This window comes from Mesorhizobium sp. M7A.F.Ca.US.006.01.1.1 (genome assembly GCF_003997935.1).
GTDB lineage: Bacteria > Pseudomonadota > Alphaproteobacteria > Rhizobiales > Rhizobiaceae > Mesorhizobium.
Genome location: NZ_RZQL01000012.1, coordinates 1 through 20,608 on the forward strand (window position 1 = coordinate 1; position 20,608 = coordinate 20,608).

Annotated in this window: 18 protein-coding genes, 3 pseudogenes and 1 riboswitch; of the genes and pseudogenes, 10 read left to right on the forward strand and 11 right to left on the reverse strand. The window is 62.7% G+C overall.

The window, feature by feature from the left end; all coding sequences use genetic code 11:
- From EN943_RS03995 to EN943_RS04015, 5 genes and pseudogenes are all read left to right on the forward strand, one after another.
- Window positions 1–258 (forward strand): annotated as a pseudogene (locus tag EN943_RS03995) (S-(hydroxymethyl)glutathione dehydrogenase); the annotation flags it as partial.
- Window positions 259–325: 67 nt separating this feature from the next.
- A complete protein-coding gene (locus EN943_RS04000) occupies window positions 326–796 on the forward strand; it encodes a YaiI/YqxD family protein (RefSeq protein WP_027036816.1) in 471 nt (156 codons plus the stop codon).
- Between the two features lie 22 nt (window positions 797–818).
- Window positions 819–1,496: a DUF1345 domain-containing protein gene (locus tag EN943_RS04005; RefSeq protein ID WP_127411598.1), complete on the forward strand. Its 678-nt coding sequence runs from the start codon at window positions 819–821 to the stop codon at window positions 1,494–1,496.
- Between the two features lie 97 nt (window positions 1,497–1,593).
- Window positions 1,594–2,475: a cytochrome b/b6 domain-containing protein gene (locus tag EN943_RS04010; protein WP_127411599.1), complete on the forward strand. Its 882-nt coding sequence runs from the start codon at window positions 1,594–1,596 to the stop codon at window positions 2,473–2,475.
- Window position 2,476: 1 nt separating this feature from the next.
- Complete coding sequence (locus tag EN943_RS04015) at window positions 2,477–3,268, forward strand: molybdopterin-binding protein (RefSeq protein WP_127411600.1); 792 nt, start codon at window positions 2,477–2,479, stop codon at window positions 3,266–3,268.
- Window positions 3,269–3,299: 31 nt separating this feature from the next.
- Here the strand turns inward: EN943_RS04015 and EN943_RS04020 are convergent, their stop codons facing one another.
- Window positions 3,300–4,097, reverse strand: a complete 798-nt coding sequence (locus tag EN943_RS04020; protein ID WP_127411601.1) for an aspartate/glutamate racemase family protein — start codon at window positions 4,095–4,097, stop codon at window positions 3,300–3,302.
- A gap of 218 nt (window positions 4,098–4,315) precedes the next feature.
- Between EN943_RS04020 and EN943_RS04025 the strand changes: the two are divergent.
- Both EN943_RS04025 and EN943_RS04030 read left to right on the forward strand, forming a co-directional pair.
- Window positions 4,316–5,595: pseudogene (locus EN943_RS04025) on the forward strand (D-amino acid dehydrogenase).
- A 53-nt stretch (window positions 5,596–5,648) separates the two neighbouring features.
- Entirely contained in the window at window positions 5,649–6,332 is a 684-nt protein-coding gene (locus EN943_RS04030) for a GntR family transcriptional regulator (protein WP_245475575.1), read from the forward strand.
- A gap of 19 nt (window positions 6,333–6,351) precedes the next feature.
- Here EN943_RS04030 and EN943_RS38960 read toward each other — a convergent pair.
- Window positions 6,352–6,610: pseudogene (locus tag EN943_RS38960) on the reverse strand (hypothetical protein); the annotation flags it as partial.
- Between the two features lie 179 nt (window positions 6,611–6,789).
- Window positions 6,790–6,876: riboswitch (glycine riboswitch) on the forward strand.
- Window positions 6,877–7,025: 149 nt separating this feature from the next.
- On the opposite strand from EN943_RS38960, the gene gcvT reads away from it, so the two are divergent.
- The 3 genes from gcvT to gcvP are packed head-to-tail and all read left to right on the forward strand — an operon-like array spanning window position 7,026 to window position 11,328.
- Window positions 7,026–8,126, forward strand: coding sequence for a glycine cleavage system aminomethyltransferase GcvT (gcvT, locus tag EN943_RS04040; protein WP_127411603.1), 1,101 nt, complete (start codon window positions 7,026–7,028; stop codon window positions 8,124–8,126).
- Window positions 8,127–8,131: 5 nt separating this feature from the next.
- A complete protein-coding gene (gcvH, locus tag EN943_RS04045; RefSeq protein ID WP_013531953.1) occupies window positions 8,132–8,500 on the forward strand; it encodes a glycine cleavage system protein GcvH in 369 nt (122 codons plus the stop codon).
- Window positions 8,501–8,517: 17 nt separating this feature from the next.
- The gene (gcvP, locus tag EN943_RS04050; protein WP_127411604.1) at window positions 8,518–11,328 is read left to right on the forward strand and encodes an aminomethyl-transferring glycine dehydrogenase; all 2,811 of its coding nucleotides are present in this window, start codon (window positions 8,518–8,520) and stop codon (window positions 11,326–11,328) included.
- On the opposite strand, the gene EN943_RS04055 is transcribed toward gcvP, so the two are convergent.
- From EN943_RS04055 to EN943_RS04095, 9 genes are all read right to left on the reverse strand, one after another.
- A complete protein-coding gene (locus EN943_RS04055) occupies window positions 11,329–12,504 on the reverse strand; it encodes a GGDEF domain-containing protein (protein WP_127411639.1) in 1,176 nt (391 codons plus the stop codon). It lies immediately after the preceding gene.
- A 159-nt stretch (window positions 12,505–12,663) separates the two neighbouring features.
- Window positions 12,664–13,134: a hypothetical protein gene (locus EN943_RS04060; protein ID WP_127411605.1), complete on the reverse strand. Its 471-nt coding sequence runs from the start codon at window positions 13,132–13,134 to the stop codon at window positions 12,664–12,666.
- Window positions 13,135–13,294: 160 nt separating this feature from the next.
- Window positions 13,295–14,119 carry a hypothetical protein gene (locus EN943_RS04065; RefSeq protein WP_127411606.1) on the reverse strand — a complete coding sequence of 275 codons (825 nt, stop codon included), beginning with the start codon at window positions 14,117–14,119 and terminating at the stop codon, window positions 13,295–13,297.
- Between the two features lie 134 nt (window positions 14,120–14,253).
- Window positions 14,254–15,216, reverse strand: a complete 963-nt coding sequence (locus tag EN943_RS04070) for a type II secretion system F family protein (RefSeq protein WP_013531958.1) — start codon at window positions 15,214–15,216, stop codon at window positions 14,254–14,256.
- Between the two features lies 1 nt (window position 15,217).
- The gene (locus tag EN943_RS04075) at window positions 15,218–16,183 is read right to left on the reverse strand and encodes a type II secretion system F family protein (protein WP_127411607.1); all 966 of its coding nucleotides are present in this window, start codon (window positions 16,181–16,183) and stop codon (window positions 15,218–15,220) included.
- Between the two features lie 4 nt (window positions 16,184–16,187).
- A complete protein-coding gene (locus tag EN943_RS04080; protein ID WP_027036832.1) occupies window positions 16,188–17,609 on the reverse strand; it encodes a CpaF family protein in 1,422 nt (473 codons plus the stop codon).
- Window positions 17,606–18,820 carry a CpaE family protein gene (locus EN943_RS04085; protein WP_127411608.1) on the reverse strand — a complete coding sequence of 405 codons (1,215 nt, stop codon included), beginning with the start codon at window positions 18,818–18,820 and terminating at the stop codon, window positions 17,606–17,608. The genes EN943_RS04080 and EN943_RS04085 overlap by 4 nt, the downstream gene beginning before the upstream one ends.
- Before the next feature lie 44 nt (window positions 18,821–18,864).
- The gene (locus EN943_RS04090; protein WP_013531962.1) at window positions 18,865–19,134 is read right to left on the reverse strand and encodes a hypothetical protein; all 270 of its coding nucleotides are present in this window, start codon (window positions 19,132–19,134) and stop codon (window positions 18,865–18,867) included.
- A gap of 4 nt (window positions 19,135–19,138) precedes the next feature.
- Window positions 19,139–20,584, reverse strand: a complete 1,446-nt coding sequence (locus EN943_RS04095) for a type II and III secretion system protein family protein (protein WP_127411609.1) — start codon at window positions 20,582–20,584, stop codon at window positions 19,139–19,141.
- Window positions 20,585–20,608 lie beyond the last annotated feature (24 nt).

Sequence of the window (20,608 nt, forward strand, 5' to 3'; positions counted from 1 at the left end):
GTCGTTATCGGCGTCGCCGGCGCCGGCCAGGAAATTTCCACACGGCCGTTCCAGCTGGTCACCGGACGCACCTGGATGGGGACCGCCTTCGGCGGCGCGCGCGGCCGCACCGATGTGCCGAAGATCGTCGACTGGTACATGGACGGCAAGATCCAGATCGACCCGATGATCACCCACACGCTGAAGCTCGAGGACATCAACAAGGGTTTTGACCTCATGCATCGGGGCGAGAGCATTCGCAGCGTGGTGGTTTACTGAAGATTACAGGCCGCCGCCCAATCGGCCCGCGACCTCTGTGGTTTCACAATGGGAGGAGAAAAGAAACATGAGCGAACTCCCCGCCATTCTCGTCGATGCAGACGCCTGCCCGGTCAAGGCCGAGGTCGAAAAAGTGGCCGACCGGCATGGCGTCGTCGTCACCTACGTCTCCAATGGCGGCCTGCGGCCATCGCGCGATCCGATGGTGCGCAATGTGGTGGTCTCCAAGGGCGCTGATGCCGCCGACGACTGGATCGTCGACAATGCACGCACCAACGACATTGTGATCACCGCCGACATTCCGCTGGCCGCCCGCGCGGTGGCGCTTGGCGCGCATGTGCTTGGACCCACGGGGCGTCCTTTCACGCCGGAAACGATCGGCATGGCGGTGGCGATGCGTGACCTGAAGCAGCATCTGCGCGAGACCGGCGAAAGCAAGGGCTACAATGCCAGCTTCGCGCCGCAAGACCGGTCACGGTTTCTCGGCGAACTCGACCGCATCTTGCGGCGGGCCGTGAAATCGGCCACACCGGATTAGTGCTATCCAGGCTGGAACCACCATGGCCGCCGAAGCTCCGATAGACAAACCCATGCAGCGCCACATGCTGTTCGCTGTGTCTGCCTGCTTCGGCGTCTTTGCGCTTCTTGTGGCGTTGCTGCTGCACGCTCCGCTTGCCTATTCGATCGGAGCCAACGCGTTCTTTGCCGCCTATGTCATTCTCGTCGTCGCCCAGATGCCGAAGTTCACCGGCAGGTATCTGAGCAAGAACGCGCGTGCCACCGACCAGCCGGTGCTGGTCATCTTCGCCGTGACGCTTGTCGTCGTCGGCGTTGCCGTCGTCGCATTGTTCCTGCTGATCAATCAGAAGGACAGAAGCCATCCCATCGAGCTCATCTTCGCGCTGCTGTCGATCCCGCTCGGCTGGTTCACCATCCATGCCATGGCAGCGCTCCATTATGCCCATGTCTACTGGATGGATGGCGATGCGGTGGATGCCGAGACCAGGAAGAAAATCCCGGTCGGCGGACTGCTGTTCCCGGGCGACAAACGGCCGGAGGGCTGGGATTTCCTGTACTTCTCAACGGTGATCGGCATGACCGCACAGACCGCCGATACCAACATCTCGACAACGCATATGCGTCGTGTCGTGCTTGTCCATTCCATCCTGTCGTTTTTCTTCAACACGGTCATCGTCGCCGCCGCCGTCAATCTCGCCGTCAGCCTGGGCGGTCCGTAATAAATCCGTGATCGGATGAAACATCGGTTTGGATCGCGACGTATCAGGAGGACAATGAGCGCGCAGGCCATGCCGCGAGGCCGGGAGACGAAACACGATGGAATCCGTTGCCAGAAGCCAATCCGCCGCCGATCCAGGCGCTTCGGCGTCGAACGACAAAACGCTGATTTACCGGCAGTCGCGCTGGACGCGGCTGACGCATTGGCTGTGGGCGATCTCGCTGTTCTTCATGCTGTTGTCCGGCCTGCAGATCTTCAATGCCCGTCCGCAGCTCTATATCGGCAAGCAATCGGGCTTCGATTACAACAACACCATCTTCGCCATCGGCGCCGAGAACTCCGATGCGGGTCCGCGCGGCTACACGGAGATCTTCGGCAAGCGCTTCGACACCACTGGGCTGCTCGGCTGGTCGGGTCCGGCCGGCCAGGAGACGTCCCGCGCCTTCCCGTCCTGGGCGACCATCCCGTCCTACTATGATCTCGGCACCGCGCGCGTCATCCATTTCTTCTTTGCCTGGATACTCACCACGACGTTGATCGTCTGGTTTGTCGCCAGCACCGCGAACGGCCATTTGCGGCGCGATCTGGCGCCACGTCTCGACGATTTGAAGCGGTTGCCGCAAGACATCGTCGACCACGCCAAGCTCAAATTCCACCACAAGCGCGAATACAACACGCTGCAGAAGATGGCCTATGGCGGCGTGTTGTTCGTGCTGTTGCCGCTGATGATCATCACCGGCCTGGCCATGTCGCCGAGCATGAATTCGGTGCTGCCGTTCCTCAACGATCTGCTCGGTGGCCGGCAGACGGCACGCACCATCCATTTCACCGTCATGGTGCTGCTGGTCGCCTTCTTCGTCGTCCATATCCTGATGATCCTGGCCGCCGGCCCGATCAACGAACTGCGCTCGATCATCACCGGCTGGTATCGCACCGATCCTCCCGCACAGGACGATAAACCCGTCGAGAGGAGTGCCTGACATGGCGAAGTTTGAGATCAGCCGCCGCAAATTCCTGACCGGTGCCGGCCTTGGCGCCTCAGGCATCATCCTGTCGGGCTGCGACGCTTTCGACAGCCAGCTAAGCATTGGCAGCGGCCTGCGCAGTTTCCTCGAAAACGCCAACGGCCTGACCTACCGCGCACAGCGCCTGCTGGCCGGACGCGACGCGCTGGCGCCGGAATTCACCGAGGCCGACATCCGCCAGCCGCAACGGCCGAACGGTGTGACGGCGCCGGACGACGACACCTACAAGGGCCTGCTCGCCAACAATTTCGCCGACTGGCGTCTGGAAGTGACGGGTCTCGTCGAAAAACCGCTGTCGCTCAGCCGCGAGCAGATTCAGAACATGCCGAGTCGCACCCAGATCACCCGTCATGACTGCGTCGAAGGGTGGAGCTGCATAGCCAAATGGACCGGCACGCCGCTGTCGCTGGTGCTGGACCAGGCGGTGGTCAAGCCGCAGGCGCGCTACGTCATGTTCCATTGCCTCGACACGATCGACCGCAGCCTCTCCGGTGATATCAAATATTACGGCAGCATCGACCTGATCGATGCCCGTCACCCGCAGACGATCCTTGCCTATGGCCTGAACGGCAAGCCGCTGCCGGTCGAGAACGGCGCGCCGCTGCGCGTCCGGGTCGAGCGCCAGCTTGGCTACAAGATGCCAAAATATCTCTACAAGATCGAACTGGTCGACGGCTTTGCCGATGTCGGCGGCGGTCGGGGCGGCTATTGGGAGGACAATGGCTACGACTGGTATGGCGGGATCTGAGCTGCACACCGCAAATCCGGTTCTGAAGATGCTAGCCTAGCGAGTGGCGAAACAGTTCGCCCTTTCCGGCGATCTGCTCACCAATGCCGCCGAGCCGCAGCATGTGCCAAGCAAGGGCGTGATTGCTCGAGGTTACCGGTTTCCCCAGTTCCTTCTCCACCTCCTCGATGATGCGGGCAACGCGCATGCTGGTGCAGGAAACGAACACCGCCTCACAGTCGCTCGACGCACCGATCTCCAAAATGGCCTGCTTCACCGATGCCGGCGTGATGCGTGCAACGACATTGTCGTCCGCCTCATTGAAGGAGCCCATGACCGGAATATCCATCCCCCGCGCCATCAGGGAAGCACGCAGGGAATGATTGATTTTCGCGAGATAGGGGGTGAGCAGAGCGATCCGCGAGACGCCCAGGGCCTTCAGCGCCGCCCGTGCCGCCGTCACCGGGTTGGTCACTTGCACGCCCGGCAGCACCTCGTGAGCGCGTTCGGCGACCTTGTCCTCGCCGATGACCAGCGCTCCCGAGGTGCAGGCAAAGCCGATCACATCGAACTTGACGTCCGGCAAGAGCCCGACCGTTCCCGGGATCACGGCCGACATCTTCATCAGGTTTTCCGGCGTGATCTCGACATCGCTGTAGAGCCGCGCCTCGTACAGCGCGATGTCACGCGCGGGCAGCGCATAGCGGAATTCATCCTCGATGGTCTGGTCGGTCCGAAGGACGAGCAGGCCGAGATTGGCGCGGGTGCCGATGCCGTCGTCGGTCGTGAAGGGGATGTGTTCCTTGTCGATGACAAGCGCGTCGTCGGAGCGGCCGATCGGGGCGTCCATGGCGCAGTCCCCTTCCTGATGCTATCAGAATTGTCGACAATAGAAACGACAACATTGGCAAACGTGTCAAGAGTTCCGTTCAGTTTCGAGAACCGAGAATGCTGGGATTTCGCCGTGTTTGAACGATGAATCGATCGTCGCCCCCGCGCCGTTGACAATGACCAGCGTATTCCTATTGAATTGTCGACAATAAAAACGACAAGCCATTCGGGACAGCGATGCGCGTATTGATCTTGGGCGGCGGCGTTGTCGGGATCACCACTGCCTATCAGTTGCAGAAGGACGGCCACACGGTCACCGTTCTCGAGCAGGCGCCACAGGTGGCCGAGGGCGCGAGCTGGGCAAATGCCGGCATGATCGCACCCGGCCATTCCTTCGTCTGGTCATCGCCAGCGGCGCCAAAGATCCTGCTGAAGTCGCTGTTCCTGAAAGACCAGGCGCTTCGTTTCAAACTTTCCGCTGATCCGCATCTCTACAGCTGGTCACTGCGCTTCCTCATGCAATGCACGGCCGCCAAAGCGCGTCGCAACACCCTGCTCAAACACCGGCTTGCGGTCCATTCCCAATCGGTCCTGCAGACAGTCGTCAGAGAGGAAGCGATCCAGTACGACAGGACCTCGGCCGGTATTCTTTATTTCCACCGCAGCCGTGAGGCGCTCGACAAGGGCGTCGCCAACATGCGTCTGCTGGAGGCCGACGGCCAGGAGATCCGCATTGTCGACGCACAGGAAATCGTTCACCACGAACCGGCGCTGGCTGCGTCGCGTGGCAGTATCGCCGGCGGCATACTGTGTCCGACCGACGAAACTGGCGACGCCGCCAAGTTCACGCGCGCGCTGGCGGCCATCGTCGAAACGAGGGGCAGCAAGATCCTGACCGGCACCAGGATCGTCGGAATCGAACGCGGGAACGAAGCGATCGCCCGTGTCGTCACCGACAAGGGAGAGTTTGTGGCCGACACCTACGTTCTGTGCCTGGGCGCCGAGAGCCCGATCCTCGCCCGCAAGATCGGCCTTGGTCTGCCGATCTATCCGGTCAAGGGTTATTCCCTGACCATCCCATCGTCGACCGGGCCCTGGCTCCAAAACTCCCTGTCATCGACGAGCACAATCTCGTTGCCATCACGCCGATGGGCGATCGCATCCGCGTCACCGCCACCGCGGAATTCGCAGGCTATGACCGCAGCCACAAGCCTTCGGATTTTGCCCTCATGAAGCGCATCACGCAGGAGCTGTTTCCGCGCGGTATCGCCTATGATCGCGCCGAAATGCGGGCGTGCCTGAGACCCATGACGCCCGACAATCTGCCGGTTCTTGGTCGTCGCAACATCAAGAACCTCTGGCTGAACACCGGCCACGGCCATATCGGCTGGACGATGGCGCATGGATCGGCCCGCATCGTCGCCGATCTGATCGCCGGCCGGGCTGCACCAATCGCCCTCGACGGTATCCTTCCCACACAGGCGCGGTTCGCCGAACCAAGCGCCGCAAAGACTTGACCAACGCCATGCTCCGACCCACCAGGCAAAGCAACCAGGACAACAGCGCGGCGTTGGCATCCAAGCCAATCAAGACCGGACCGCGTGTCTATGAAGAGATCCGTCGCATGGCGATGGACTATCGCTTCAAGCCGAACGAGCGCATCAACGAAGTGGCGCTTGCCGCGAGGCTCAATGTCAGCCGCAGTCCCATCCGGGAGGCCCTCCAGCGGCTGGTCACGGAGGAACTCATCACTTTCCAGACCAATCGGGGCTTCTTTTGCCGCGGCTTCGATGTCGACGAGATCGTCAATCTTTCCGACGTACGGGCCGTACTCGAGGAGCGTTCCGTCAGGCTGGCGATCCAGCGCGCGACCAATGAGGAAATCGCCGCGCTCGTCGACTGGTGGACGCTCACCATGGCGCGCGCCGACTCATTTTCCAGCACTGAGCTGACCGCCAGGGACGAGGAATTTCACATCCGCATCGCCAGGCTGTCAGGCAATTCCGAACTGGCGCGCATGCTCGAAGGCATCAACACGCGCATCCATTTCGTTCGCAAGATCGAAGTGGAGAAGCACCGGCGACTGTCAACGACTTACACCGAACACAGCGAAATCGCCCGAACCATGGTAGCCCGCGATGCCGACAGCGCCGCCAGGCTCATGCATGACCATATCGCCATCAGTGTCGCCGACGCCATGTCGACCGTTCGGGAAGGCCTGGCCCGGATATACGTGGACGTCGACCAGATCTGATCAGGCGACCCTCTATCGGTCAGGCTACCTTATCGAGTAGCGGCCTCAGCGCCGGTTGAATTTCCGGCGAGGCGTGCCTGATTAGGATCAACAACGCGCGTTCGTTCTCGTAGAGAGGCCTGTCTACGCCGATATGTTCGATCAGCCAGCCGGCTTCGCCGGCATCGATCGTCTCGGCGCGGCGCCGCCGATTCCGGATTGGCATCTTCGAGGAAGGCATCGCGGCGCAGCGCCACATCGCGCGTCGGTGCTTCGTAGCCGGCCGGGCACATGACGAAAGTGTCTTGAAAAACCGGCAAACGGCGTGGTTAGCGAAGACTTGTCGCCAGCGCATGTCGCCTGAAAGCGTGCCGCGGTTTTGAAGAACGACATGCACGCGCTTTAGATGTCGCTGACAGGTGACAAGCCGTCGCGCGCAAGCTATGGATGGCGTGTCGAGGACTCAGGGTCTGAGTCCTACCTGTTTGCGGGAGAGAACAGCGAGAGCTGTCGCCGAAGGGGAAATCGCCCGAAATCTCTCAGGCAAAAGAACCGTAGACGGGAAAGACACTCTGGAAAGTCGGGGCTTGCCCCCGCGCCGAAGGTGTAAGCGCCGCTGACAGAGTTCCGGCTGCGCGAGTCTCTCAGGCTTCAGACAGAGGGGCACGGACTGGTCGCCATTCGCGACCGATTGCGTGCGACTCTGGAGACGACATGACGGGCGACGACACAAGACACCTTCCCCTCGAAGACATCCATGTGGCCGCCGGTGCGCGCTTCGGCGCCTTTGCCGGCTGGTCGATGCCGCTGACCTATCCGGCGGGCGTCATGAAGGAACACCTTCACACCCGCGAACATGCCGGCCTGTTCGACATCTCGCATATGAAGCTGTTCGAGGTCAGCGGGCCGAATGCGGTTGCGCTGCTCAACCGCGCCTGCCCACTGGATGCCGGCGCGCTCGAAATCTCGCAGTCCAAACTCTCCTTCTTCCTCAACGAAGCAGGCGGCATCCTGGACGACCTGATCGTCACCAGGCTTGGCGATGCTAGGTTCATGGTGGTCGCCAATGCCGGCAACGCCGTGGCCGACGAAAAGCATTTGCGTGCACTTGCCGCGGATTTCGACGCGAAGGTCGAGCCGCTCGACCGCGTCTTCCTGGCCATCCAGGGTCCTGAAGCCTGGGCTGCTCTTTCCCGCGCCGGCATCGAGACCGGTTCGCTGCTGTTCATGCACGGGGTCGAACCGCGCAAGAACTGGTTCATGAGCCGGTCGGGCTATACCGGCGAGGACGGTTTCGAAATCGGCCTGCCGGAGGCCGATGCGCGCGATCTCGTTGGCAAATTGCTCGGCGATGAACGCGTGCTGTGGATCGGACTGGCCGCGCGCGACAGCCTGCGGCTTGAGGCCGGGCTCTGCCTGCATGGCCAGGACATCACGCCGGAGACCGATCCGGCCAGCGCCGCGCTGATGTGGGCGATCCCGAAGGACATCCGCGCTTCCGGCGCTTTCATCGGCGCCGATGCGCTCCGCGCCGCGGTGGAACGAGGACCCGCGCAAAAGCGCGTCGGTTTGAAGCCGGAGGGCCGCCAGCCGGTGCGTGGTGGTGCCGCGCTCTTCGACGCCGACGGCAATCCGGCCGGCCATGTCACATCGGGCGGCTTCGGCCCCTCGGCCGGCCATCCGGTCGCCATGGGCTATGTCTCGACGCCTCTGGCAAAGCCCGGAATACGGGTTTTCGCCGATGTGCGCGGCACGAAAATCCCAGTCGATATCAGCTCCCTGCCCTTCACGCCGCATCGCTACCGCAAAGGATGATTTCCATGGCAACGACCTATTTCACATCAGATCACGAGTGGCTCCGCGTCGAGGGCGGCATCGCCACGGTCGGCATCACTGATTACGCGCAGGAGCAGCTAGGCGACCTCGTCTTCGTCGAACTGCCGGAGACCGGAAAGAAATTGACCAAGGGCGACACCGCCGTCGTGGTCGAATCCGTCAAGGCGGCATCCGATGTCTATGCGCCAGTCGATGGCGAGATCACCGAGGCCAACGGCACGCTGTCGTCGGACCCGTCACTGGTCAACTCGGCCGCAACAGGGGCCGGCTGGCTGTGGAAGATGAAGCTCGCCGACGAAAGTCAGCTCGCCGGCCTCATGGATGAGGCCGCCTACAAAGCCCATATCGGTTGATATCAGGACTTATTGACATGACCGCAGCACCCTACCCCTTCTCGGCCCGCCATATCGGTCCCGGCCTCAACGACACCAGAGCGATGCTGGCCGCCATCGGCGTGCCCTCGATCGAGACGCTGATCAGCCAGTCCGTACCGAAGTCGATCCGGCTCGATCGGCCGCTTGCCCTGCCAGCACCGGCGAGCGAGGCGGAAGCGCTGGCCGAACTCTCGGCTGTCATGTCCAGGAATACGGTGCTGAAGAGCTTCATCGGCGCCGGTTATCACGGCGTCCATGTCCCGCCGGTTATCCAGCGCAATCTGTTCGAGAGTCCTGCCTGGTACACAGCCTACACGCCCTATCAGGCGGAGATCAGCCAGGGCCGGCTCGAAATGCTGTTCAACTTCCAGACGCTGGTCACCGAATTGACCGGCCTGCCGGTGGCCTCGGCCTCGCTGCTGGATGAGGCAACCGCCGTGGCCGAAGCGGTCGGCATTGCGCTGCGCCATCACCGCGACAAGCGCACCAAGATCGCACTTGCCGGCACGCCGCACCCGCAAACGCTGGATGTGGTGCGCACCCGTGCCGAGCCGCTCGGCATCGAGATCGATGGCGAGACGATCGACGACAACACCGCCGCCCTGCTCGTCTCCTGGCCGGATACATTTGGCGTCTATGGCGACCACAAGGCAGCGATCGACAGGGCACACGCGAGCGGCGCCCTCGTCGTCTTCATCGCCGACCCGCTCGGCCTGACGCTGACCGAAGCGCCGGCCAAGCTTGGCGCCGACATCGCAGTCGGCCCGATGCAGCGCTTTGGCGTGCCGATGGGCTTTGGCGGCCCGCACGCGGCCTATTGCGCCGTCTCCGACAGGCTGACGCGGTTGATGCCCGGCCGTCTGGTCGGCCAGTCCACCGACAGCAAGGGCCGGCCTGGATACCGGCTTGCCTTGCAGACACGCGAACAACATATCCGCCGCGACAAGGCGACCTCCAACATCTGCACCGCGCAGGCGCTGCTCGCCAACATGGCGACCGCCTATGCCATCTGGCACGGCCCCGCGGGGCTGCAGGCGATTGCCGGACGCATCCATGCGCTGGCCAATCGTCTTGCCTCCGGGCTCAAAGCAGCAAACGTCTCCGTGCTCGGTTCAAGCCGCTTCGACACGGTGACGGCCGAGGTGAAGGGCAAGGCAGCTTCGATCGCCGCCGCCGCTGAAAAGGGTGGCAGACTGCTGCGTGCCGTCGATGCCGACCACATCGGCATCGCCTTCGACGAAACCTCCACCGAGGCCGATCTCGACGCAATCGCGGCCCTGTTCGGCGCCAAGGCTGGTGCCTCCGCCGACAGCACGGTGCCCGGCAAGCCGCGCGGCAAGGAGTTCCTGACGCAGCCTGTTTTCCATGAGAACAAGTCGGAAACCGAGATGATGCGCTTCCTGCGCCGGCTGGCCGACAAGGACCTGGCGCTCGACCGCGCCATGATCCCGCTGGGATCCTGCACGATGAAGCTCAACGCCGCCGCCGAGATGATGCCGGTGAGCTGGCCGAGCATTGCCAATCTGCACCCTTTCGCCCCGGCCGCGCACTCGACAGGCTACCGTGCCGTGATCGGCGAACTGGAGGGCTGGCTGTCGGAGATCACCGGCTTTGACGCCGTCACCTTGCAGCCCAATGCCGGCAGCCAGGGCGAATATGCCGGACTGCTCGCCATCCGCGGCTACCACCGCTCTCGCGGCGACAACCACCGCACCGTCTGCCTGATTCCCTCCTCGGCGCATGGCACCAATCCCGCGAGCGCGGCAATGGCCGGCATGAGCGTCGTCGTCGTGCGCTGCACCGAAGACGGCAACATCGACATGGACGACATGAAGGCCAAGGCGACTGAGCATGCGCAAGATCTCGCGGCGTTGATGTTCACCTATCCCTCGACGCATGGCGTGTTCGAGGAAGGCGCACGCGATCTCTGCGCGCTGATCCATGAGCATGGAGGCCAGGTCTATTTCGACGGTGCCAACCTTAACGCGCTGGTCGGGCTTGCCCGTCCCGGCGACATCGGCGCCGATGTCTGCCACATGAACCTGCACAAGACCTTCTGCATACCGCATGGCGGCGGCGGACCTGGCATCGGGCCGATCGGCGTCAAGGCGCATCTGAAGCCGTATTTGCCCGGCCATGTCACCGAAGGCTCGGCGCACGCCGTCTCCGCCGCCCCCTTCGGCAGCGCCTCGATCCTGCCGATCACCTGGATGTATATCCGCATGATGGGCGCCTCGGGCCTCAAGCAGGCGACCGAAACAGCGATCCTGTCCGCCAACTACATCGCAACGCGGCTCGGTACGCATTTCCCGGTGCTCTACAAGGGCAGGCAGGGACGCGTCGCGCATGAATGCATCCTCGACACCCGTGTGCTCAAGGAGAGTGCCGGCATCAGTGTCGACGATGTCGCCAAGCGCTTGATCGATTATGGTTTTCACGCGCCGACCATGTCGTTCCCGGTCGCCGGCACGCTGATGGTGGAGCCGACCGAGTCCGAGCCCAAGCGGGAACTCGACCGCTTCTGCGAGGCCATGATCGCCATATCGGCAGAGGCAGCAAAGGTCGCCAGGGGCGAATGGCCTTTGGCCGACAATCCGCTGGTCAACGCGCCGCACACCGCCGCCGAGGCGCTGGCCGGCCAGTGGAATCATCCCTACTCGCGCCTGGAAGCGGCCTATCCGGCCGGCGACGCCGACACGGCAGCCAAGTACTGGCCCCCGGTGTCACGCATCGACAATGTCGCCGGCGACCGCAACCTGGTCTGCTCGTGCCCGCCGCTGTCGGATTATCTGGGCGCCGCGGAGTAATTACGCTGAGCGCAAGGCCGGCTTGATCGGCTCGGCCTTGCCCATCCTCTTGCGGCTGATGACGCAATTTCGTCCGGCGCGTTTGGCAGCATAGAGCGCCGCGTCCGCCTCGGCCAGCACATTGTCCAGGCTGCTGCCGCTTGCCTCGCCAAAGCCGATGCCGCCGCTGACCGTGCTGCGCAATTTGCCGAGCTGGGTGGGGACGATTTCGGTGCCGAACGCCACGCCGATCTTGCTGGCGAGATCGTAGGCCTTTTCATCCGTCATCCGCGACATGACGATTGCGAACTCCTCGCCTCCCAGGCGAAAAGCGTCGACGCCGGTCCGTGCATATCGCTTGATGACGGCGGCAAAGCGGCACAGGACCTGATCCCCTACCGGGTGACCATAGACATCGTTCGTCCGCTTGAAGTGGTCGAGGTCGAACATGACAATGGACATGAACGGACCGAAACTCCGTTCGCCGTAGAGCGACGTCAATGCCCGGCGGTTCAGCAATCCTGTCAGCGGGTCGGTCATGGTCTCGGCCTTGAGCTCGATCTGCGCCTGCAGATGATGGAGGGAGAGCGTCAATGCTCCGAGCCCGGTCATGCAGGCCACCGCAACGACGGAATTCAGTCGTTCGGCCCAGTTGTCGGGCGCGACCGCCAGCGTCCATTGCCCCATGGTCAGCAGAACCACGCCGCAAAGCGCAAACGAGATCGCGCAGGTGCCGCTCAGAAACGAAACCACCAGAAGGATGCGGCGATCGTGACTGCCGTTGATCCAGAACATGGCGCCGATCGCCGACAGCAGCGCCGTCACCGTGGTGTAGGTGATGATGAAGCCGACGCCGTCAAAGCCCATAAAGGTCACGGCGGCACAAATGGCCATGGCAGCAAGCGCCGGAGCAACGGCGCGCCTGTAGCCGGGCACCCCCAGAAATTGCATGGCCGACACGCAGAGGATCAGGAACCCCAGAGTGAGCAGCGCCAGCACGATCTGGCAAAGCAGTGGATCAGGATCCTTGGTGTACCGCCAGAACAGGATCACATGCGCGACGAGCACCAGAATTCCGCACGCAACCGTCAGGACGAAACCTGCCTTGGGCGCGGTGAACCAGATCGCAAACATGGTGACGCTGAGGCATATGCCCGACAGCGCGGCTGCGAGCAGGAGCGAACTGAAGTCCAGCATTTCGGGCAAGGGCCTCTCGAGCGTCGGCGGTTGCGCTGCATTCTAGGTCAGTGGCAGCGCTCAGATACGCTTTTCAGGCGATCCATCGATGCAACCTGCGGATAAGGTTTACAAAGCGTCGATGGCACGTGTCCCGAAACCGGACCATCGCACGAGAGATCAACCCTTGTTCAGGAGAGCGAGGTTGGCGTTGACGACGGTGGGATCGGCCATGCCGGCCTTCGCTTCGAGCAGCAGCGCCTTGGCTTTCTTGCGATTGCCGCGCAACAGTTGCGAATAGCCCATATTGTTGACGATCTGCGGTTTGCGGCCGGCGACCTTCAAAAGCTGGCCGTAGGCTCGGTCGGCGAAGTCGAAGCGGCCGAGCTCGTCATAGGAAGCGGCGAGCCCCATCCAGGCCTCCGCATTGTCGGCCTTCAACTCGACGGCCTTGCGGAAGTGCTTCTCGGCGAGGCCGTAATTGGCGTCGCGAAACTGCGCCTTGCCTTGCGCCAGATCGGAGGTTTCGGTGTCCTTTGCCGCCTGTTGGATCGCGGTGGTCTTGGTGGTGTCGACGGTGCTGGTCGAACAGCCAGACATCATCAAGACGGCCGCCATTGCGGCCATTGCCGTGAAATTACTGTGACGCATGCCCCTGCCTCATCGCCCGATTTGCCGGGTCGTTCTTCAGGAAACACCGTATATCAGCGGCGATTAAACTTCGGTGCCGAAACGCCGCCAAAATTCGGCTTCGGGCACACCAGCCATTAACCACCAGGCCACTGTACTTCAGTCGCAGCCAGTGGCGTCCTCACGGCTCCAGGGCTTTGAGCCCCGCAGGAGCCGTATACCGGCTGCCGTCATAGCGCAGCCGGTAGGTTTGGCTCACGGACTTGCCGGGATGGGACTGGCACTCGCCATTCTTGTCGGGCAACGGATTGTCGGTATCCATTTGCTCGACCGCCGTTATGTCGTGGTAGCCATGATGTTTGGCCGGGCTCATCGCCAGGCTGACCCGACTGGTATGGAAGGATCCGGCACAATTGGTATCACCCTCGCCGCCATTGCCGGCCACGACCAGGCCATCGAGCACCATCCTCAGTGAATCGCCATCGACGGCATAGAGCCGCAGGTCGGTTTCACTGAAGGGATTAGGCAGCGAATTGTTCGCCATTTCGATGCGCAGGCCAAAGGCAGTGACATCGGGCGCCAGCGCATAGCGGCCGGTATCAAGTTCGACCTTGCGGATGGCGATGGCATCATCATTCATCAGCCCAGGCTGGAGCAAGCGCTGGCGCACCTGTCGGCTCGTCCTGTCGACAATCAAAAGCTCGATGTCGCCGGCATGCGCATAGTCGCGGGGTTGGGAACCGTCCATCAGCGGCACTGCCACCAACAGCAGATCGTCATGGGCGGGCCAGATCTTGCAAACCAGCCCTGGCGGATCGCCATACGCGAATGTCAGGGCGATGCTAGTGTGGGGCTCAAGCGTGAACGAGGTGCCGTCGGCGTTCTTTCGAGCTTTGGGATAGGCCTGCTGCACCAAGGCGGCGGCATCGCCGCAATCGTCGGCCACGGCCCAGGCGGGCGACAGGCAGGCCGCGGCAAGGCCGAGGAAGAGGGTGCGCAACAGCATGGACTTCTCACCTGCAAAGCCGGGTTCGGTCAGAACAATGGTTGGTCAGCCCCTTGCTAGGGCTTTTGTGGGACGCTCGCTAGAGCCGGATGATTTCAGGTCGAGTCGAAGCCTCACACCTTTCGGCATCATGCCTAGTGTGCCGTCATTTTGACGATGACCGGAATGGCCGCGATCATCAGCACCACCGGCAGGATGCACACCACCACCGGCACCGACATCTTGGCCGGCAAAGCGTGCGCCTTTTCCTCGGCCAACGACATACGCTTATGGCGCATGTCGTCGGAGAAGACGCGCAGCGCCCCCGACAGGCTGGTGCCGAGTTCCTTGGACTGCTGCAGCAGCGTGGCGAAGGAACGCACCTCGTCCAGGCTGAGGCGGTCGGCGAGCGCCTTCAGCGCATCGTCGAGGCTGCGCCCGGCCCTCAGTTCCAGCGACACCAACTGCAGGTTCTGGCTGAGCGCGGGATAAGTCTTGGCGAGTTCCTTGGAGACGCGCTCTATGCCTGCCTCCATGCTCATGCCGGCATCCGAGCAGACAATCATCAGGTCCATGAAATCGGGAAAGCCGTTGCGGTACTCACGCCTGCGTTCCCGCACTTTCTGGCTCAGCACCAGGCCGGGCAGGAAATAACCGGCCGCGCCCGACAGGATGACGAATGTCCAGCGGCTGGCCATCGTTGCGTCCGGACTGGCCATCCAGCGGTTGAGCACAAACACACCGATTGCCGTGCCGATCATCGCGGTGAACCGGATCAGGAAGAACGTACCGACAGCGCGCGGCTCCATGTAGCCCGCCTGGATAAGCTTCATGCGCAGCCGGGCGACATTTTCCGGATCGCTCCTGGCGTAGAATTCCTGCGCCCGCTTCACCGCCTTCTCGCGCACGATGCCGGTATTCTTCTTTTGCACCGGCTCCGGTTTGGCGGCCACGGGACCGTTGTCGACCCTGAGCCGGCGCATGACCTCGTTGCGATCGCCCTTCGCCATGACAACAGGCCAGGCAACAGCGGCAGCACCCACCGCCAGCAGCAGGATGGCCACCGGCATCAATGAGGTCGGCGCAAGCGAGGCGAGGAATTCGATGAAACCCTGCATGTCAGAACTTGAAATTCGACATCTTGAACATCATCAAATTGCCCAGCATCAGCCAGGTGATCGACGCGCCAAGCAGATACCAGGTCTTCGGCTCGCCCCAGACGTCGCTGTAGAAGCCCGGCATCAGTGCCATGATGGCGGCAAACAGCAACGCCGGCACCGCCGTCAGGATGTAGGCCGACATCCGGCCTTCTGTCGCAATGGCGCGCACCTTGCGGCGCAGCTTGCCGCGCTCGCGGATCGTCGTCGCCAGGCCGTCGAGGATCTCGCGCAGATTGCCGCCCGAACTGGTCTGGATCGAGACGGCGGTGACGAACAACGGCAGATCCTCCTGGCCGACCCGGTCGAACAGTGAGTTCAACGCCGAAACCAGATCGGAGCCATAGGTCACTTCGTCGGCGATGACGCCGAACTCGCTGCCGATCGGGTCGGGCATCTCGCGCGCCACCATGGCGATCGCCACCGGCACCGGATGGCCGGCCTTCAGGCCACGCGTGATCAGTTCCAGCGCCTCCGGCAACTGCATGCCGAACCGCTTCAGCCGGCGCTTGCGCTTGAAACGCAGCGTCAGCACCGGCAACAGCGGCATGAGCACCACGAACAGGACGAACCCCATCAGCGGCGGCAAGCCGTACCAGATGGCGACCAAGGCCATCGCCATCGCCACGCCGCAGGTGATCATGAGGAATTTCGACAGCGGCATGATCATGCCCGACTGGGTTCGCAGAGCGCGAAACCGGTCCACCGAAAACAGCGGCGTGCCCGCGTCAAGGCCGCGCTCCTTGCGCAGCTGGACGAGCACCTGCTCCTGGCTGATCTTGTTTTCCTGCAGCTTCATGCGCCGGTTGATGGCGGTGCGCTTGTCGCTACGGCCGGCATAAAGCAGGTAACAGGCCTCGGCGATCAGGATGCCGGTCAGCGCGGCCGCGGCATAGACGACATAGATCGCGCTCATTCCATCGAACACCTGGCTACTCCTGCGGCCGGCCGGGTTCGAAATATCGTCCGGGAAACTCGATGCCCATGGCGCGCAGGTCCTCGAGGAAGCGCGGCCGGATGCCGGTCGCCTCGTAGTGGCCCAGAATCTTGCCGTCGGCCTCCATGCCGGTGCGCACGAAGCGGAATATCTCCTGCATCTGGATGACATCGCCTTCCATGCCGGTCACCTCGGCGACACTGGTCACCTTGCGCTTGCCGTCGGACAGGCGCGTCAGTTGGACGATCAGGTCGAGCGCGCTGGCGATCTGGCTGCGGATCGACTGCACCGTCATCGGCATGCCGGTCATGCCAAGCATCTGCTCGAGCCGCGAAATGGCGTCGCGCGGCGTGTTGGCATGGATGGTCGCCATCGACCCTTCGTGGCCGGTGTTCATTGCCTGCAGCATGTCGAAAGCCTCCTCGCCGCGGCACTCGCCGAGGATGACGCGGTCGGGGCGCATGCGCAGTGCGTTCTTGACCAGGTCGCGCTGCTTCAGCTCGCCATGGCCTTCGATGTTGGCCGGCCGCGTTTCCATGCGCGCGACATGCGGCTGCTGCAGCTGGAGCTCGGCCGCGTCCTCGATGGTGATCAGCCGCTCGTCCTCGGGAATGAAGGCCGACAGCGCATTGAGCATGGTCGTCTTGCCGGTGCCGGTACCGCCCGAAATGATCGTCGTCTTGCGGGCATGCACGGCCGCCGCCAGCACTTCGGCCATGTTCTGGGTGATGGCGCCGAATTCGACCAGTTTGTGCAGGCCGAGCTTGTTCTTGGAGAATTTGCGGATCGATACCAGCGGCCCATCGACCGCAACCGGACGGATGGCCGCGTTGAAGCGCGAGCCGTCCAGCATGCGGGCATCGACCATCGGCTGCGATTCGTCGACGCGGCGACCGACCGCGGCGACGATCTTGTTGACGATGCGCAGGAGATGCGCCTCGTCCTTGAACGGAATGTGGACCGGCTGCAGCTTGCCCTTCTTTTCGACAAAGCAGTTCATGTGGCCGTTGATCAGGATGTCGTTGATGTCGGGGTCCTTGAGCAGCGGCTCGAGCGGACCGAGGCCGACCATCTCGTCAACGATGTCGTCGACCAGCGCATCAAGCTCGACGGTGTTGATCGCCATCCGCTCCTGCTTGGTCTTTTCCGACACGAAATCATGCACTTGCCGGCGCATCTCATCCTTCGGCAAACGCTCCAGCGCGACAAGATTGATCTCTTCGAGCAGCAGCCGGTGGATACGCACGCGCGCATCGAGCACCTTGTTGGCATTCTTTGCCGGCGCTGTGTCCGGCTTTGCCGGCAAAGCCTTTCGGCTGGTCGGAATGACCACGGCATGATGGGCGACCGGCGTCGTCTCAGGCGCGCGCTGCGGACGCGCATCGCGGTTCTGCAGGGTGGAGAAGCGGCTGGTCATCCGGCTTTCCTCTTCAGCAATCCACGGCCCATATCAAACAGCGAGCGCGATTTCGCCCGGGTTGGAACCGCTTCTTCCGGCAGGATGATCTTCTTCAGATCGTTGACGACATTGGCGTTGGGATCGATCTCGTGCAGCGGCACGCCGCGGTCGACCGCTTCGCGCACCAGCCGGTAGTTGTTGGCGATGCCGCCGACGAAATGCTCGCCGAGAATTTCCTGGACGTCCGCCTGCTTGATGCCGTTATCGAACATCTTCTGTTCGAAACGGTTGACGATGACGTTCGGCTTCACTTCCTTGCCGGCGGTCTCGTAGACGGCCTGGATCAGCCGCTGGGTGTGGCGCAGGCACGGCACCGTCATTTCCGCGACGATGTAGAGCTTGTTGGAACCGAGCAGCACGGTTTCCGTCCATGGAAACCAGGTGCGTGGCATGTCGATGACGACATTGTCGAAATAGGCCGAAACGAGGTCCAGCATGCGCACCACGACATCGGTCTTGAACGAGCGCATCTCTGCTGGATGCGCCGGTGCCGCCAGCACGCACAGCCCGCTGGCATGCTTGGACAGCATCACGTCGAGCAGTTGGCGGTCGAGACGCTCGGGCTGGTTCTCGATCTCGGTGATGTCGAAACGCGGTTCGAGGTCGAGATATTCGGCACAGGCGCCCTGCTGGAAATTGAGATCGACGACGCAGGTCGACGCGCCGCGCGTCACCGAGTGATGCAGCTGGAAAGCGGTCTGGAGCGCCAGCGTCGTGGTGCCGACGCCGCCCGCGGCCGGCATGAAGGTGTAGATTTGCGACTCGGTGTTTTCCTCACGCCCGGGTCCTTGCAGCGCCCGCACAACGGAGCGCACCAGGTCGGCGGTGGTGATGGGCTTGACCAGGAAATCCGCGACCTTGAGCTGCACGAGAATACGCACCGCGGCCGCGTTGAACTCCTGCGTGACGACGACGACCGGAACCTTGTCCTCCAGCCGGCGCATGATGCGCTGCAGCGACTCGACCTCCTCCAGCCTTGCAGCATCCATGTCGACGATGATGGCGCCGAAGTCGGCTTCCTGGATCTCGCCGCGCAACTCGGTAACGTTCTTCTCCACTGTCGAGAGCTGTATGATCTCGGAGGCGGAAAACGCGGTGCGCGTGTCCTGCGCAAAGGTCCTGTCGGTCGATACGAGCAGGATCTTCCTGGTCTTGATGCCGTTTGCCATTCTATCAGCCTGTCAGGTCGCCCGTTGACCAGTTGCCCGTTGAATCAGTTGCCTGTGGTCGACTGCGACGCCTTCGCACCGGCTGCTTGATCAGGTGTGACAGCCGCCGCGCTGCCTCGTTGGGCCGGCACCAGGAGCCTGGTGTTCTGAACCCCATATTTCCAGGGATCGACCATCTGCATGACGGTGTTGGCGGCCTGCGCATTTCCGGCGCCGGCCGTTGGCCCTTCGCTGCGCACATAGTCGTCGCTGGTGCAGCCGGCGGCAAAGCCGGCCAGCAGCAAGGCGACGCTCGATCCAAAGACCAGACGCATGGCTTCAATCCTTCGGCAGGTCGAGGAAATGCCCAGCCGAAGCGGCCGCTGCAGGTTGAGTGACGCGGCCGTCCGCCAGCGCCACGGTGCGCCCGGTATCGGACTCCTTCACTTCCTCGGTGTTGTTGAGAAAATAGTCGGCGTTGCTGGCCGGCTGCGTGCCATCTGTCGGCTCGACGAGCTTCTTCGACGGATCGACCGGCTTGACCAGATAGGGCGTTACGATGATGACGAGATCGGTCTCGCGCCGCTGGTAGGATTTCGACGAGAACAGCGCCCCAAGCACCGGCATCTTGCCGAGGCCCGGAATGCGCGACGTGGTGATGTCGTTTTGCGACTGCAGCAGTCCAGCGATCATGAAGCTCTGGCCGTTCTTCAGGTCGACCGACGTCCTGGCACGGCGCACGATGAAACCGGGAACCGAGATGGCGCCGATATTGTAGGAGGCCGACGCGTCGATCGAGGAGACTTCCGGCGCGATATCAAGGCTGACCAGCCCGTCTTTCAGAACCGTAGGCGTGAAATCCAGGCTGACGCCGTATTTCTTGTAGCTGACGGAGATCTTGCCATTGTCCTCGGAGACCGGGATCGGGAACTCACCGCCGGCGAGGAAGCTCGCCGTCTGGCCGGACCGGGCGATCAGGTTCGGCTCGGCCAGCCGACGGGCGAGACCGCGCTCTTCTAGCGCCTTGATGGCGATATCGATCGACACGCCGTTCGACAAGAGTCGACCGATGATCTCGCCAGTACCGGCCGCCGGCACTGTGCCCGGATCGATCGAGACGTCGCGGCCGCCAAGGCCATAGGCGAAATTGGCGGCGTATTTGGCGCCCAGATCCTGGCCCGCCTGGCGGTTGATCTCGACGAAGCGGACGTTAAGCTGGACCTGCTGCGACGACGAGATGTTGACCGAGTTGATGACCTCCTCGGTGCCGGAAAAGCGCGTCGCGATCTTGTTTGCCTTTTCGGCTGCGACCGCGTCATCCGCCTCGCCCGACAGCACGACCCGGCCATTGGCCGATCCGACCTTGATCCTGGCATCCGGCACGCTGGCGCGAATGGTGCTGGCCAGTTGGTCTGTGTCGAGCGTCACCTCGATGTCGACAGTGCCGACAAGCTGCTTTTTCTCATCAAACAGCGCAATGCCGGTGGTGCCGAGATTGTTGCCGAGCACGTAGAAGGATTTGTCGGTCAGCGGATTGACATTGGCGATCTCCGGATCGCCGATGACGATCTGGTAGAAGGCGGCACTGGTGATGATCGTCTTCGGCTTGCCCTTGGCAACCTTGATCGATGCATTCTTGGTCGACGACACATAGACGATGTCGTTGTCAGCTCTCGCCGAGGCGCCGAAGGCCAGCATCGCCGCGGCAGCCAGCAAAGACGCGACAGCCACCGCACGCAAAACGCGCAACCGTCCCGTGACCCGATATGTGAAAAGCCCGAACATTGTCCCGTTCCTCACCCAGTCCCC